The organism is Acidovorax benzenivorans, assembly GCF_028680575.1.
Lineage (GTDB): Bacteria > Pseudomonadota > Gammaproteobacteria > Burkholderiales > Burkholderiaceae_C > Acidovorax > Acidovorax benzenivorans.
Genome location: NZ_JAPCKI010000002.1, coordinates 229,599 through 245,602, shown reverse-complemented (window position 1 = coordinate 245,602; position 16,004 = coordinate 229,599). Strand labels below are relative to the sequence as shown.

Annotated in this window: 8 protein-coding genes and 1 CRISPR repeat array (1 of these 9 only partly in view); of the genes, 5 read left to right on the top strand and 3 right to left on the bottom strand. The window is 61.2% G+C overall.

The annotated features are described in order from the left end of the window. Window positions 1-4,746: a CRISPR direct-repeat array (repeat unit 28 nt; unit sequence GTTCACTGCCGCATAGGCAGCTCAGAAA) (it extends 812 nt beyond the left edge of the window). 109 nt (window positions 4,747-4,855) lie between these two features. Then, window positions 4,856-6,658: a lysoplasmalogenase family protein gene (locus OIN59_RS04545; RefSeq protein ID WP_274107539.1), complete on the top strand. Its 1,803-nt coding sequence runs from the start codon at window positions 4,856-4,858 to the stop codon at window positions 6,656-6,658. Here the strand turns inward: OIN59_RS04545 and ruvB are convergent. The 3 genes from ruvB to ruvA form a co-directional block, all read right to left on the bottom strand. Further along, window positions 6,615-7,676, bottom strand: coding sequence for a Holliday junction branch migration DNA helicase RuvB (gene ruvB / locus OIN59_RS04540; protein ID WP_274107536.1), 1,062 nt, complete (start codon window positions 7,674-7,676; stop codon window positions 6,615-6,617). The genes OIN59_RS04545 and ruvB overlap by 44 nt on opposite strands. 8 nt (window positions 7,677-7,684) lie before the next feature. Next, complete coding sequence (locus OIN59_RS04535) at window positions 7,685-9,604, bottom strand: trypsin-like peptidase domain-containing protein (protein ID WP_274107534.1); 1,920 nt, start codon at window positions 9,602-9,604, stop codon at window positions 7,685-7,687. 69 nt (window positions 9,605-9,673) lie between these two features. Continuing rightward, on the bottom strand, window positions 9,674-10,249 hold the full coding sequence (gene ruvA, locus OIN59_RS04530; protein WP_274107532.1) for a Holliday junction branch migration protein RuvA: 576 nt from the start codon (window positions 10,247-10,249) through the stop codon (window positions 9,674-9,676). An 80-nt stretch (window positions 10,250-10,329) separates the two neighbouring features. Here ruvA and OIN59_RS04525 point away from each other — a divergent pair, with 80 nt between their 5' ends. From OIN59_RS04525 to OIN59_RS04510, 4 genes are all read left to right on the top strand, one after another. Continuing rightward, window positions 10,330-11,286 carry a PhoH family protein gene (locus OIN59_RS04525; RefSeq protein WP_274107529.1) on the top strand — a complete coding sequence of 319 codons (957 nt, stop codon included), beginning with the start codon at window positions 10,330-10,332 and terminating at the stop codon, window positions 11,284-11,286. Between the two features lie 62 nt (window positions 11,287-11,348). Beyond that, the gene (gene ybeY, locus OIN59_RS04520) at window positions 11,349-11,810 is read left to right on the top strand and encodes an rRNA maturation RNase YbeY (RefSeq protein ID WP_274107527.1); all 462 of its coding nucleotides are present in this window, start codon (window positions 11,349-11,351) and stop codon (window positions 11,808-11,810) included. Window positions 11,811-12,198: 388 nt separating this feature from the next. Then, on the top strand, window positions 12,199-14,151 hold the full coding sequence (locus OIN59_RS04515; RefSeq protein WP_274107525.1) for an integrin: 1,953 nt from the start codon (window positions 12,199-12,201) through the stop codon (window positions 14,149-14,151). Between the two features lie 65 nt (window positions 14,152-14,216). After that, on the top strand, window positions 14,217-15,944 hold the full coding sequence (locus OIN59_RS04510; RefSeq protein WP_274107523.1) for a hypothetical protein: 1,728 nt from the start codon (window positions 14,217-14,219) through the stop codon (window positions 15,942-15,944). Window positions 15,945-16,004 lie beyond the last annotated feature (60 nt).

Here is a 16,004-nt window from a genome sequence, read left to right as displayed (position 1 = left end):
CCAGCGGGCTCTTTCGTTTCTGGCCCGCCCGTTCACTGCCGCATAGGCAGCTCAGAAATGCACCACCGGCCCCGTTCCCGAGCTGCGACCGTTCACTGCCGCATAGGCAGCTCAGAAAACTCATACCAACCCTCGGGGCAAAACCACTCAGTTCACTGCCGCATAGGCAGCTCAGAAAAGTCAAAGGTGCGTCATTCAGCACAGACCGAAGTTCACTGCCGCATAGGCAGCTCAGAAATTGGATCGTTCACCAACAAAGAGGATGCGTACGTTCACTGCCGCATAGGCAGCTCAGAAAAAAGACCCTGCGCGTTATGCGCAAGCGCCGTGGTTCACTGCCGCATAGGCAGCTCAGAAAAGTCGCTTTCGTCTGCTGTGCCGGTGCGGAACGTTCACTGCCGCATAGGCAGCTCAGAAATTCGTGCCGCGCGTGCGCGTGGTGTACGGGTGGTTCACTGCCGCATAGGCAGCTCAGAAAACGTAGCGGAGGGCGTCAGGTTGGACGAAACAAGTTCACTGCCGCATAGGCAGCTCAGAAATACGGCACCATGAAAGACGGCGCCGAAAGCTACGTTCACTGCCGCATAGGCAGCTCAGAAACTCGACGGCGCAATTTTTCGCTGAGAGTGGAGGTTCACTGCCGCATAGGCAGCTCAGAAAATCACGCCAGGGCAAGCGCTGGCCACCGACCTGGTTCACTGCCGCATAGGCAGCTCAGAAAATCACGCCAGGGCAAGCGCTGGCCACCGACCTGGTTCACTGCCGCATAGGCAGCTCAGAAATATCCCGAGATCGAACAGGGCAAGCTCAAGGGCGTTCACTGCCGCATAGGCAGCTCAGAAAACCACCTGGTCCACGCGCGGGTTGATGCCTGCGTTCACTGCCGCATAGGCAGCTCAGAAACCATCGCTATCACGCTTCACAACTTCAGAGAGGTTCACTGCCGCATAGGCAGCTCAGAAAAAGAGCACATCCTTGCATACACCCGCGAAATCGTTCACTGCCGCATAGGCAGCTCAGAAAAGCCGCCCTGCCATGGTGGAGACCCTTTCAGCGTTCACTGCCGCATAGGCAGCTCAGAAATACGGCATCAGCGTAGACCAGGTGCGCGAGAAGTTCACTGCCGCATAGGCAGCTCAGAAACAAGGGCTGATGCTGCCGCTGCCAAGCGTACCGTTCACTGCCGCATAGGCAGCTCAGAAATGGTAGCCATCGCCCATCAGCTTGGATGGGTTGTTCACTGCCGCATAGGCAGCTCAGAAAGTCAAGCAAGCGACTGATGACCGGGTGCCGGAGTTCACTGCCGCATAGGCAGCTCAGAAAAATAACGTCGCAAACTACGCCTTGACTCCATACGTTCACTGCCGCATAGGCAGCTCAGAAACCAGACCGAGGTTGCCCATGCCGAGGTTGTAGGTTCACTGCCGCATAGGCAGCTCAGAAATTGCCTTGCGTATGTCCTGCAGCGATCCATGGGTTCACTGCCGCATAGGCAGCTCAGAAATTGCCTTGCGTATGTCCTGCAGCGATCCATGGGTTCACTGCCGCATAGGCAGCTCAGAAAAATCTCAACCAAACGGGTGATTTCCACCCGGCGTTCACTGCCGCATAGGCAGCTCAGAAAGAAACAGGAGGGCATCCCCCATCGGCGTCTGGGTTCACTGCCGCATAGGCAGCTCAGAAATAGGAGCGGTGAGATGACAGGCCAATACCCACGTTCACTGCCGCATAGGCAGCTCAGAAAACGAACAGGCGCGGAACATGGATTGCAAAGAAGTTCACTGCCGCATAGGCAGCTCAGAAAGCCAGGCCCAGCGCGTCCACCGTCACGTATGAGTTCACTGCCGCATAGGCAGCTCAGAAACGCCGTGAGGCCTAGGCCCGTGCTGCCCGCGCGTTCACTGCCGCATAGGCAGCTCAGAAATGTTCACGAAGGCGCGTAAGGCCACCAGTATCGTTCACTGCCGCATAGGCAGCTCAGAAATTTCGCTGCACGTTGCCCTGGCCCCAGTTGTAGTTCACTGCCGCATAGGCAGCTCAGAAATGCTCACGCACGAGCAGTTCATCCGGCGATTCGTTCACTGCCGCATAGGCAGCTCAGAAATACCTGCGCGACAGCGACACCGGCCGCGCCGCGTTCACTGCCGCATAGGCAGCTCAGAAAAGCGTGGATTTCCACCCCTCGGTGAGCGTGAACGTTCACTGCCGCATAGGCAGCTCAGAAACTTTCCTGCGGGCCAAGGGTGAAGCGGGCCGCGTTCACTGCCGCATAGGCAGCTCAGAAAAATAGGCTGCAGCGTTCGTGCTGCCTGGCACGGTTCACTGCCGCATAGGCAGCTCAGAAACAATGACTGGCCTGCTTTCGCCTGGGGTGTTCGTTCACTGCCGCATAGGCAGCTCAGAAATGATTACGCCACATTGGCAGTAGTAAAGGAAAGTTCACTGCCGCATAGGCAGCTCAGAAATATTCCTTCGCGGAGTCGGCCACGGAATACCCGTTCACTGCCGCATAGGCAGCTCAGAAAACGGTTGTGCCCTTTTTCGCCAAGCCAACACCGTTCACTGCCGCATAGGCAGCTCAGAAAACCGGCTCCCCGCCCGCCACGGCCTGCGGTTGGTTCACTGCCGCATAGGCAGCTCAGAAATCTGCCTGGGCGCAGGATGCGAACTACCCCAATGTTCACTGCCGCATAGGCAGCTCAGAAATTGCTGCCGATCTTCGGATCTGCCACGTAAGGGTTCACTGCCGCATAGGCAGCTCAGAAACTTGATAGCGAATACTTCTCAACCATGGGGAAGTTCACTGCCGCATAGGCAGCTCAGAAAATCCAGTCCGCCGCGATATGGTGGTGGCTCTGGTTCACTGCCGCATAGGCAGCTCAGAAATGTCCTTGCGCACTATGCGCGCTCCAGCCACCGTTCACTGCCGCATAGGCAGCTCAGAAAATCACATTGCGCAGTCCGGCACAAGGCCGGGGGTTCACTGCCGCATAGGCAGCTCAGAAATGCTCAACGCGGTGCCCGGTAGCAGCGACACCGTTCACTGCCGCATAGGCAGCTCAGAAAACGCAGCACCTGGCAATTTCCAGCCCATCCCCGTTCACTGCCGCATAGGCAGCTCAGAAAGTGACGGACTCTTGCTGGTTGATGCCGGTCACGTTCACTGCCGCATAGGCAGCTCAGAAAAGGTGGTGGAACAGGACTGGGACAAGGTGCTGGTTCACTGCCGCATAGGCAGCTCAGAAAACGGATCTGATCCCGCCTGTGGACGTTGAGCTGTTCACTGCCGCATAGGCAGCTCAGAAAACCTGCAGGGCGGCGCTGCCCACGGCCTCCTGGTTCACTGCCGCATAGGCAGCTCAGAAAAGTGCATGGCCGGGGCTTAGGCGCTGGCCGGGGTTCACTGCCGCATAGGCAGCTCAGAAAAGTTTGTGGGCCTGGGCGACGACACAATCAACGTTCACTGCCGCATAGGCAGCTCAGAAAATTGCCGATGGCAAGGTGGATGGCCTGGAGGCGTTCACTGCCGCATAGGCAGCTCAGAAACCAGACCTCCAGCGCCATCGCCCCCCGTGTAAGTTCACTGCCGCATAGGCAGCTCAGAAAAGTCACCGAGGCGCCTGCAGCCAATGGGCCAGGTTCACTGCCGCATAGGCAGCTCAGAAAATGCCGGGGTGATGCGGGGGGAGGTCAACGATGTTCACTGCCGCATAGGCAGCTCAGAAAACACCAGGCGCTTCTTGCGGCGGGCGAACTTGGTTCACTGCCGCATAGGCAGCTCAGAAAGGTGCCGCTTGCTTTGAATGAGTTCTCGGGCAGTTCACTGCCGCATAGGCAGCTCAGAAAAGGACACCGAGACCCGCGCCACGGCCCGCATTGTTCACTGCCGCATAGGCGGCTCAGAAAGACCTGCAGGCGATCAACCCCAAGTTCAAAGCGTTCACTGCCGCATAGGCAGCTCAGAAATCAAAGACACCCGGCGATGGCTGGCGGTCAAAGTTCACTGCCGCATAGGCAGCTCAGAAAGTCGCCTGCCGATGACTTCGTGGTGGAGCGGCGTTCACTGCCGCATAGGCAGCTCAGAAACAAAAGCGCCTTCTTATGAAGTGCATCAAACTGTTCACTGCCGCATAGGCAGCTCAGAAAATCAGGGATCGCCCCTCTTTCAAGGGGCTTCGGTTCACTGCCGCATAGGCAGCTCAGAAAACCACCGGGCAGCCGCGCGCGTTCACGTAGTGGTTCACTGCCGCATAGGCAGCTCAGAAAATGAGCCGTCGATTGCGCGAGCGCCGCGACAAGTTCACTGCCGCATAGGCAGCTCAGAAAACGCTCACGCCGTCGATGGTCTGGGCGCCGGAGTTCACTGCCGCATAGGCAGCTCAGAAATTGCGGCCGGGGCCAGGGCGGGCGCCCTGGTGGTTCACTGCCGCATAGGCAGCTCAGAAAATCAAATAGCGACCCGCCGGGCCATCCTGAAAGTTCACTGCCGCATAGGCAGCTCAGAAATGCGCCAGCCCAGCCGGGGCAGGAGGGGGAGCGTTCACTGCCGCATAGGCAGCTCAGAAAGTATGGCTGAGAACACGAATACTGAGCGCGATGTTCACTGCCGCATAGGCAGCTCAGAAAACGCGCGGGAAGGTGCGCGGTGCTTTGCTCGGGTTCACTGCCGCATAGGCAGCTCAGAAAAGCTTCTCGTCGCGCAGGTACACCTCCCAGTGGTTCATTGCCGCATAGGCAGCTCAGAAAAGGATACAACTCGCTGGGGGCGGTTTTAGTGGTTCACCGAATCAGGGTTGATGCCAGAGGCGCGCTGACCTGATTGGGGCAAAAATCGGCGGACATTTTGGTGTCCCCCATGAGCCCCAGCCAGATCATCGTCCTTGCCACACCCGTTTTCTTGCTGCTGATCGCCGTTGAGTTGGCCATCGGCTACCAACGTCGACGCAACACCTACCGGCTGGCCGATGCGGTCAGCAGCATCAGCCTCGGTATGCTCAGCCAGACCAGCGCAGTGTTCACGCGACTGCTGCGCATCGGCATCTACACGGCCCTGTTCGAGCACGTGGCGCTGTGGCGCGACGATGCGTTCTGGACAAGCCTGCCCGGCTGGTTGCTGGCGCTGGTGTTCTACGACTTCTGCTACTACTGGCTGCATCGCATGGGGCACGAGTCAGCGGTGCTGTGGGCCGCGCACGCGGTGCACCACCAGAGTCAGGACTACAACCTCTCCACCGCACTGCGCCAGACCAGTTCGGGCGCGCTGCTGGGCTGGATCTTTTATGTGCCGATGGCGCTGGCGGGCGTTCCGCCTCTGGTGTTTGGTGTGGTGGCGCTCGTCGACCTGCTCTACCAGTTCTGGGTGCACACCGAGCAGGTGGGGCGCCTGGGCTGGTTCGACCGCTGGTTCTGCAGCCCCAGCAACCACCGCGTGCACCACGCCGTCAACGACGCCTACCTGGACAAGAACTACGGTGGCATCCTGATCCTGTGGGACCGGCTGTTCGGCACCTTCAAGGACGAAGACCAGCAGGAGCGGTGCGTGTACGGCACGCGCGGCCTGCTCAATAGCTGGGACCCGTTGTGGGCCAACGCGCAGGTGTATGCAGCGCTGGCGCACGACAGCTGGCACGCGCGCAGCTGGCTCGACAAGCTCAAGGTCTGGATCAAGCCCCCCGGCTGGCGGCCCGCCGATGTGGCGGAGCGTTTTCCCAAACCGGCCTTCCGCATGGCGCAGATGGCGCTCTACCACCCGCCGATGTCGCACGCCGTGCAGTGGTTTGCGCTGGTGCAGTTTGTGCTGCTGCTCGCGGGCGTGGCGGCCTTTTTGTGGCAAGCCGATGCGGCGCCACTGGTGCACAACGCCATCTGGTTTGCTGTGCTGCTGACGATGCAATGGTCGCTGGGCGCTGTGATGCAGAGGCGCATTGGCATGCTGATGGCGCTGATGCTGCAAAGCGCGGCGCTGGCCACGGCCACCAGTGCGCTGGGGTTCACGCAATGGCATTGGCTGTTCAAACCGCTGACCATGGTGATTGCTATTGTTTTGATAGCTATCAGTGCATATTCAACGGGCGCAAGGGGTGCATTCGGCTCAAAAATGCCCTGGATCTTGCTGATCGCCGCCCTGGGCGGGTCGTTGGCAGGCGATGCGTTCCTCATGTTCCAGGGCTTCTTCATCCCCGGCTTGGTGAGCTTTCTGGTAGCTCATCTGTTCTATGTGGCGCTGTTCAAAAGCGGACAGGGGTGGTTTCCGCACCGGGGTGCACTGGCCGCTACGTTGGGCATTGGAGCGGCCATGTACGCCTTTCTGTGGGCCGGTGGCCTGCCACCTGCGCTGCGATTGCCGGTCGCGGCCTATGTGCTGGTGATCGCGCTGATGGCGGCTCAGGCCATCGGCCGGGCCACGGTGTTGCGCGACGCCCCTTCACTGCTGGTCGCCATCGGCGCCGGGTTTTTCATGCTCAGCGACTCGCTGCTGGCCACCAACCGGTTTGTGCACCCCTTGCCCATGGCGCAGGTGTGGGTGCTGGCGACTTACTACGCAGCGCAGGCACTGATCGTGGCGGGAATACTGCGGGGGGCAGCCCGCGCAGAGCCAGCCCCAGCCACCGCCCTCACACCCCAAACAGATCTTGCCCGCTCGCCTTCGGCGGCGTAACCCCCAGGTGGCGGAACGCCGCCAGTGTGGCAATGCGCCCACGGGGCGTGCGCTGCAAGAAACCTTGTTGGATCAGGTAAGGCTCGATCACGTCTTCGATGGTGCCAGCCTCTTCGCCAATGCTGGCCGCAATGTTGTCCAGCCCCACGGGACCACCGTCAAAGCGGTGAATCACGGCTTCGAGCAATTTGCGGTCCATCACATCAAAGCCTTGCGGGTCCACATCGAGCATGGCCAGAGCCTTGTCGGCAATGGGTTTGGTAATGCGACCATCGCCCTTGACCTCAGCGTAGTCGCGCACCCGGCGCAGCAGCCGGTTGGCAATGCGCGGTGTGCCGCGCGAGCGGCGGGCGATCTCAAAACCGCCTTCGTCGTCCATGGGCGCGTTGAGCAACCCCGCGCTGCGCTTGACGATGCGCGCCAGCTCTTCGGCCGTATAGAACTCCAGCCGCGCCACGATGCCAAACCGGTCGCGCAACGGGTTGGTCAGCATGCCCGCGCGCGTGGTGGCGCCCACCAGGGTAAAGGGCTGCAGGTCGAGCTTGATGCTGCGCGCTGCAGGCCCTTCGCCGATCATGATGTCGATCTGGTAGTCCTCCAGCGCGGGGTAGAGGATTTCCTCCACCACGGGCGAGAGGCGGTGGATCTCGTCGATGAAGAGAACGTCGTTTTTTTCGAGGTTGGTCAGCAGCGCCGCCAGGTCCTTGGGCTTTTCCAGCACGGGGCCGCTGGTCTGGCGCAGGTTCACGCCCAGTTCGGCCGCGATGATGTGCGAGAGCGTGGTCTTGCCTAGGCCAGGCGGGCCGAACAGCAGGACATGGTCGAGCGCCTCGCCGCGCTTCTTCGCTGCGCCGATGAAGATCTCAAGCTGCTCGCGCGCCTTGGCCTGGCCCACGTACTCCTGCAGGAGCTTGGGGCGCAGGGCACGCTCAATGGCCTCCTCTTGCGGGGATACGGGGACTGCGGAGATGACGCGTTTGGCGGAGGCGGGGGCGAAGTCGTCGGTCTGGATGGTCATGTCAAGGCTTACTGGCTGGCCCACGCGTAGTAGCCCACACCTTCATAAACATATTCAGGGTTGTTGACGATGATGGAGTCACGTTCTGCCAAACTGATCGTGTAGAAGTGGACCTGCTTCGAGGGCCTGTAAAAACGGTACACGGGGGATGAGCCGGCAGTCGGACTGGGTACGGCATACCAGGCAATGCCCTCATAGCGGAATGACGGCATGCTATTCAGCACGGTGTCTCTTTCCTGTGCACTGCTGGTGTAGAAATGCGCGCCGCCCACGAGACCATAGAAACGATACACCGCAGTATTGCCAGTCGCGGGGGCCGCCTGCGCAAAGAAGGCAACGCCTTCATAAGAAAAGCTGGGCGCCGTCTGTATCGTATTGTCGCGCTCAGCCACGCTGGTGGTGAAAAAATGGGCGCCGGTCGTACCGTTGAAGAATCGGTAGACGGCAACGCGTCCATTGGACAAAGGAGCGGGAGACACAGGGGCGAGCCAGTTCTTCAATGCCGTGTTGAAAGCAATGTCAAACCGCCCATAGAACTCGGGGGAGGCTGCGGATGAGCAGGTCGAGCTGCCGCCATACAAAGTGCCAATCACCTGGTTGGCACTGTTAAACAGGGCGGACCCGCTGCTGCCGCCCTCCGTTGTTCCACGGCTCCAGTTGATCTGATAGTAGTTGCCAGAATTGCCTATGCACTGGAACTCCGTGCCTGAGCCTGAAGGAGTGCAGAAGGTCTGCCCGCCGATGGAGCCGAAACTGATCTTGAGCATGTCCCCGCGCGGGTGATGCAGCCCTGCCACGGCCGAGCCCACCGCCTGTACACCCGCATCCCAGCCGGCAAAAAATGCGCCTGCCGGAGGAGCCTCATTGAGCTTGAGCAACGTCATATCGAAGCCGTCGGAAGCGTAGAGCAAAGTTGCCCCACCCAGCCGTCTCTCCGACGTGGAAGACAAGATACGGCTATTGCATATCGGAGTCCTGTAAAACCAGTCTGTTTGCAGCGACTCAGCTTCCGCGGCGGACGAAATGCAGTGATTGGCAGTCAAAAAATAGGGCGTACCCGAAGAAACGCTGTCATTCAGCAAAGTGCCGGTGCACAGGTAGGTATTGGCCCCAGAAGTAAAGATCATCCGTGCGACCGCGTTACGCTGATTTGCATATGCGTCGTAGCAGGAGGCGTCCAGTTGGCAGGCTGCTGACTCGTTGATCTTCGTGGAGAAATCGTCCTCCGTCGGAAGCGATAGATTCTCAAAGATATGGGACACGCGAGGAATGGCAATGTCGAGTGCGCCCAAGGGTGCCCCCGGAGGTAACTCTACCTCCAAGGTGACTTCGTCAGAACCCAAGTCGGGGGTCCACCAAGTCTGTCCGTCCAGGCCGGTATCCCCTGCCAGCTTCTGTCGTTGAATGCGCTGCAGCACCTCCTGGCCAGGGATCTGAAACACCGTGCCAGCGTTTGCCGGACTGTAGACGCGCAGCACGGAGCCCCCGGGCAACTGCTTGGCCACCACACCGAGACGCAAACCATGCGCCCCCTCTGAAGAAAAGTTGATGGCAGCCACCAGCCCTCCCGAATCGGTCGGTCTCCAATGAAACTGCTGCAGTGTCTGGGCTGATGCGCCCGTGGCATTCACATCGCGGGCCAAGCCGATCAGACGAGGCGCTACGCCACTCTTCAACGTGAAAGGTACTGCCTTCTCTTGTGCAACGGCACCAAGCCGGATTTTTGCAGGCGTTGGTAGATCCATCGCCTCGCGCGACTTGACATACGGCACGCCCTGATCAGCGCTGGAGGGCTGCACCCAGCCTTCCACGCGGGTGGTCTGAAACGTCGTAGCCGACTCCGCGCCCCCCCCTCCGCAGCCTGCCAGCAGCGAAAAGAGGGTCACAGCACCCAGCGCGCCCATCAGATTTCTAAAAACAGTTCTCATGGAATGCCCCAACAACCGGAAAAGATGCCAATACAGAGAACCCAATGGTCTCGCAAAGGCGCCACAGTGCTACTTCGCCAACGCCTTCAGCGCCATCTTGATCCCTTCACTCACCCCCACCTCCGCCGGCAGGGCCTTGAGCGCCGCCGCCGCTTCCTTGTCGTTGTAACCCAAAGCCAACAGCGCCTGCAGAATGTCGGCCTGTGCATCGCTGGTGGCCGCGCCACGCGCCGCACCCATATCGGCCCCCAGCTTGCCCTTGAGCTCCAGCAGCAAACGCTCGGCCGTCTTTTTGCCGATGCCCGGCACCTTCACCAGACGACCCGCCTCCTGCAGCGAAATCGCTTGAGCCAGATCGCTCACACCCATGCCGCTCAGTATGGACAACGCCGTGCGCGGCCCCACGCCTGAAATCTTGATCAGCTCGCGAAACGCCTGGCGCTCGGGGGCGGTCGCAAAGCCGTACAGCAGTTGCGCATCCTCGCGCACGATGAACTGTGTCAGCAGGCTCACGCGTTCGCCCACTGCAGGCAGGTTGTAGAACGTGCTCATGGGCACATTCACCTCGTAGCCCACGCCGTGGCAGTCCAGCAGCACCTCGGGGGGATTCTTCTCCAGCAGGGTGCCGGTCAATTTGCCTATCATTGATGTCCTTTGACGACGCGGGCATGACATGCCGCGCCGTCGTTCTTGCCGTTTTCCGTTGCCTGACTGGAATTATCCGCGTGATCCTGCGCCACACCTTCACCCCCCACAACAACACCCGGCTCACCAACCTGTGTGGCCCGGCCGATGCGCACCTGCGCACCATCGAAGTGGCCTTGCAGGTGAGCATTGCGCACCGCCACGAACAGTTCAAGGTCGATGGCCCCAAGGCCAAGGCCACGCAGGCGATGGAGCTGCTGCAGGCCCTCTATGAAATGGCCGAGCGCCCCATTGGCGAGGACTATATCCAGCTGATGCTGGCGGGCGACAGCGAACTGCTGGAGGCCCCGGACGACGCCATCATCCTCAACACCCGCCGCGCCGACCTGCGCGGCCGCACGCCCACACAGAACCTGTATCTGCAGAACATCGCCACACACGACATCACCTTCGGCATCGGTCCGGCCGGCACCGGCAAGACCTACCTGGCCGTGGCCAGTGCGGTGGACGCGCTGGAGCGCAGCAGCGTGCAGCGCATTGTGCTGACCCGCCCGGCTGTGGAGGCTGGCGAGCGCCTTGGCTTCTTGCCCGGCGACCTGGCGCAGAAGGTGGACCCCTACCTGCGCCCGCTGTACGACGCACTGTACGAACTGATGGGGCATGACAAGGTGCAAAAGGCGTTCGAGCGCAACGCCATCGAGATCGCGCCGCTGGCCTTCATGCGCGGGCGGACGCTGAACAACGCCTTCGTCATCCTGGACGAAGCGCAGAACACCACGCCCGAGCAGATGAAGATGTTCCTGACCCGCATCGGCTTTGGCGCCAAGGCCGTTGTGACGGGCGACGTGAGCCAGATCGACTTACCCAAGGGGACGCTGAGCGGCCTGATCGACGCCGAGCGTGTATTGAAGCGCGTCAAGGGCATCTCCATCACCCACTTCACCAGCGCCGACGTGGTGCGCCACCCACTGGTGGCCCGCATCGTGGACGCCTACGACACCCCCCGCCGTGCTGCGGTGGCACGTACACGCGACTGAACTCCTATTTTTATAGCTACTCGCGCTTATTCATCAGGCGCCAGAGGCCAAAAACACTCCAAATGCCATTGAACCAACTCTCCCTGTCGCTGCAGTTCGGCACCTTTGACGGTGCGACTGCACACCGTGCCGTACTGCCACGCCACAAGGTCACGCGCTGGATCCGCCATGCGTTGGCCACCGACGCCGAGATCACCGTGCGCATCGTGGGCGCCGACGAAGGGCAGCAGCTCAACCGCGAGTACCGCAAAAAGGACTACGCCACCAACGTGCTCACCTTCGACTACACGCAGGAGCCGTTGGTGACCGCCGACCTGGTGCTGTGCGCACCCGTGATCGAGCGCGAGGCACAGGAACAGAACAAGAGCCTGGAAGAACACTACGCCCACATGCTGGTGCATGGCACGCTGCACGCACAAGGCTGGGACCACGAGACCAGCGAGGCTGACGCCGAGGAGATGGAGGCGTACGAAACGGCCATCCTGCAAGAGCTGGGGTTTGCAGACCCGTACGCGCCTGAATAGCGCCGCCCAAGTAGAGCGGCCAAGGCATAGAGCGCCCTGGGCTTGGCGCTGCGCGAGCCTCACCACGGGTCACATCTTGCCCACCAAGTCTCCTACAGAGATCCGGAAACAAATCGAATCTCTTGCTGTTTATTTTTTACTGAATGGTATAAAAGCCCGACCTAAGGGAGAGGCTAGGGATCAGGTTCGGGATAAGCGTTTGTAACGCTACACGGCACTGGCTACAGCACTTGGGGGCACACATCTGACATCTCCCCGCCCCCATCCTCCTCCGTTCGCACCGCTTCCTTTTCCACTTCAGGACAACAGGACATTGCCCATGATCGGACACTCCACATCTCGCAGGACACCTACCACCCCGAGGCCGACTCACCTGGCGCGGGCACTGATGATGGCCGTCCCTGTGATGCTGGCGGCCTGCGGTGGGGGCTCAGGTTCGGACGCTCCATCCACGGGCCTTGCAGCACCGTCGGGTTTCACCGTGGGCTATGGAACCAAAGATTACAAATTCCAATGGAACACCAGCGCGGGCGCCTCCCGCTACGAGCTGTTCGAAGATCCCGACGGCCCCACTGGCCCGCAGCCGGAGGTGATGGTGGGCGGCGCCAACGACCACACCATTACCGCCTTTTTTCACGAGATAAAGTCAGCGCAGCTGCATGAGCGAGTGAATGCCACCTATCGCCTGCGCGCCTGCGACGGCACTGGCTGCGGAGCATTCACTGCCGCCATCACCCCCGATGTGACCCGGGCCATTGGCTACTTCAAAGCAAGCAACGGCGAGGCTATCGACGCATTTGGGAGTGCAGTGGCCCTGTCGGCCGATGGCAGGGTAATGGCTGTGAGCGCAACCGGCGAACGCAGCAACGCGACCTGCCCCACAACCACCTCCTGCGACCAAGCCGACAACTCCATCGTGAACGCAGGCGCCGTCTATGTTTTCTCGCGCAACAATAGCTACGGCTTGTGGACACTGGCGTCCTATCTCAAGGCCGGCAACAACCGGGCCTACAACAACGGACGCTACCTGGATAACGGCCCCCACTTTGGCGCCAGCCTGGCACTTTCTGCCGACGGATCCACACTGGTCGTAGGCGCCCCCGGCGAGACCAGCAGTGCCAAAGGAGTGAACGGCGACGCATCCGACACCCAGACCCAGGGTGCAGGTGCCACATACGTATTCAAGGCTGTCGGTAGCTCCCTACCTCACGGCCTTTCTACGAAATGGGTGCAAGAGGCCTATCTCAAAGCCAGCAATACACGCCCCAAGGCCGACTACAGCGTTGACATCATGGGCTACTACGTACGCGACCCACAAAGCTTCGGAAGCAGCGTGGCGGTGTCTTCCGATGGCAACCTGGTGGCCGTTGGCGCACCCGGCGAAGGCAGCAAAGCCAACGGAATCAATGGCGATCAGAGCGACAACTCGGCCATCCGCGCAGGCGCGGTGTACACCTACTCCCGCAGCAGCGGTGCTGGAGGGGGCAACACCTGGGCCCATCAGGCCTACCTGAAGGCCAGCAACACCCGCAGCGCAGGTTGGCAATACTTTGGCGAATCCATTGCACTCTCGGGTGATGGGAGCACGCTGGCAGTGGGGGCTCCGCAGGAGAGCAGCGGCGCCACGGGCATCAATGGCAATCAGCAGGATCAATCGGCCAGCGGCTCCGGTGCGGTCTACGTCTTCACCCAGAACAACAACGGCTGGGGCCAGCAGGCCTATGTCAAGGCATCCAATACAGCCGCCCGCGACAGGTTTGGCCTCAAGCTCGCACTTTCGGCAAATGGCAACACACTGGCCGTGGGAGCCCAGGATGAGAGCGCGTCTGGAACGGGCATCAACAACCCGCCCGGCGCTCGCACCCTGGCACGTGCGGGCGCCGCCTATCTGTTCACCCGCAGCAACGATGCGTGGAGCCAGCAGGCCTATCTGAAAGCCAGCAACACCGGCCAGGACCACTGGTATGGATCCAGCCTCGCACTGTCCGCCGACGGCAATACGCTGGCCGTGGGCGCCATGGCTGAAGCCAGCAGCGCCAGGGGCATCAATGGCAAGCAGGCGGACAATTCTGCGGGCGGTGCGGGCGCTGCCTACGTATACAAGCGAAGTGGCGGTACCTGGAGTCAACACGCCTACTTGAAGGCCAGCAACACCGATGCGGGGGACCTCTTTGGCGCAAGCATCGCCTTGTCAGGCGACGGCACCACCCTGGCAGTGGGAGCAACGGGCGAAGACAGTCTGGCCAAAGACATCCAAGGCAACCAGGCGGACAACTCGGGCAGCCCCGCCTACCCTGCAATGCCCCTTCCCGTCAGCGTCGGGGCGGTGTATCTGTACTGACCATTGATCCTGGGCACGCCCTCCAACTCCACGCGTCAAAACCCAACACTCTGAGGAAACCCTTCATGCCTCGCATTCTTCAACCCCTGAACGGCTTGTTTCTCGCTATCCCGCTGGTACTGACAGCCTGCGGCGGCGGCTCCGGAAGCTCGACCTCCCCTACACCTTTCAGCCTCACCGTAGGCTATGGGATCAAGGGCTACAACTTCAGCTGGAATGCCAGCGCCGGAGCCACACGCTATGAATTGTTTGAGGACCCCGATGGACCGACAGGCTCCCTGCCCGAGACACAGCTCGGCGGCGCACTGAGCAGCAACTCTTACGCCCATAGCCTCGCCCCTCAGCTACTGCACGAGCGTGTGAACGCCAGTTACCGACTGCGTGCCTGCGATGCGAACGGCTGTGGCCCGTTCACGGCCACCGTCACCCCCGACCTCACGCAGGCCATTGGCAAGTTCGAACTCGCCGGCGGCAATGCCGCGCGATTTGGCAGCTATACAAATGCGATTGCCCTGTCGGCGGACGGAGCAACAATGGTTGTTGGATCTCCGAGCGAGGGCAGCTCAGGTGGGTTGGCCGGGGCAGGCGCGGTGTATGTCTTCAGTCGCAGCACGGTGGGCGGTACCTGGAGCCAGCAGGCACGCATTGAAAGCACCAGCGCCGCCGCAAAAATGGCCTTTGGCGCCAGCTTGGCATTGTCTGCTGACGGTAACACGCTGGCCGTGGGTGCCCCAGAAGAACGAAGCAATGCCCGGGGTATCAATGGCGATGCATCCAACCGCGATGCGTATGGCGCAGGAGCGGTCTACCTGCTCACTCGCAGCGGCGGCACCTGGAGCCAGCAGGCTTACATCAAGGCACGCAACACACCGGAGAAAGTTGAAACCTGCAGCCGCCTGGACATCTCGGGCACGTATGTGTTTCCGTGCACCCCCCAACACTTTGGCTTCGGCGTGGCTCTGTCGGCCGACGGGAACCTGCTCGCAGTGGGGGCACCCGAGGAAGGCGCCAACTTCGCCCCGGGGGCTGCCCCCAGCGTCGGAACGATCTTCACCGGTAGCGAAACCATTTTTGGGGGCGGCGTAGGGGCCGTTCACACCTTTGCCCGCAACAACGGCGCCTGGGCCGAGCAAGCGTATCTGCCAGGCAGCAGCGCAGACCCAAGCATGACCCGCTTCGGGGCGGTTGTAGCCCTGTCCAACGACGGCACACTCCTCGCGGCGAACACCGACAAGGACGTGTCGGTCCTGACTCATTCCGGCAACACGTGGAGCGCCCCCACGCAGGTGTGGAGCAAGCCCGCCGGGCTGCTGGGTTTGCACAATCCCTTTGCACTGTCTGCGGACGGAACCACACTGGCAGTCGTGGACCGCTCTGCAGGTTCTGACGTTCAACTGCGAACGTTCACACGCATGGGGGACGCTTGGACGCAGCAGCCCGCGCTGTCGGTCAAGGCTGCCGACCAGTTCTATTCAAACAGTGTCATGTTGTCACTTTCTGCAGACGGCCGCACGCTCGCCTTGGGCAACCTCGACGATGCCAGCAACGCCTCTGGCATCAACGGCGACGCCAACAACCAGGCCATCAATGTGGCCGGCGCCGTCAACATCTACCGCCGCAGCGGCACCAGTTGGGGCCACAGCGCCTATCTCAAGGCGCCCCACCCGCAAGCACTTGCGCGCTTCGGCGCTGGCGTCTCCCTGTCTGGTGATGCCAGCACTCTGGCCGTTGGCACCAGCAGCGCCACGGACGGCGTGACACCCGCCGCGGCCAACGCGGCCTATCTGTACTGATCACACTAGGAGTACGCCCCCCACTGGCGACTGGCGCGGAAACCTGACTGGACTCACGGC

Bases quoted from the DNA above. Each gene is read 5' to 3' on its own strand.
- OIN59_RS04545 (WP_274107539.1), top strand. From the start codon at position 4,856: ATGAGCCCCAGCCAGATCATCGTCCTTGCCACACCCGTTTTCTTGCTG.
- ruvB (WP_274107536.1), bottom strand. From the start codon at position 7,676: ATGACCATCCAGACCGACGACTTCGCCCCCGCCTCCGCCAAACGCGTC.
- OIN59_RS04535 (WP_274107534.1), bottom strand. From the start codon at position 9,604: ATGAGAACTGTTTTTAGAAATCTGATGGGCGCGCTGGGTGCTGTGACC.
- ruvA (WP_274107532.1), bottom strand. From the start codon at position 10,249: ATGATAGGCAAATTGACCGGCACCCTGCTGGAGAAGAATCCCCCCGAG.
- ybeY (WP_274107527.1), top strand. From the start codon at position 11,349: ATGCCATTGAACCAACTCTCCCTGTCGCTGCAGTTCGGCACCTTTGAC.
- OIN59_RS04515 (WP_274107525.1), top strand. From the start codon at position 12,199: ATGATGGCCGTCCCTGTGATGCTGGCGGCCTGCGGTGGGGGCTCAGGT.
- OIN59_RS04510 (WP_274107523.1), top strand. From the start codon at position 14,217: ATGCCTCGCATTCTTCAACCCCTGAACGGCTTGTTTCTCGCTATCCCG.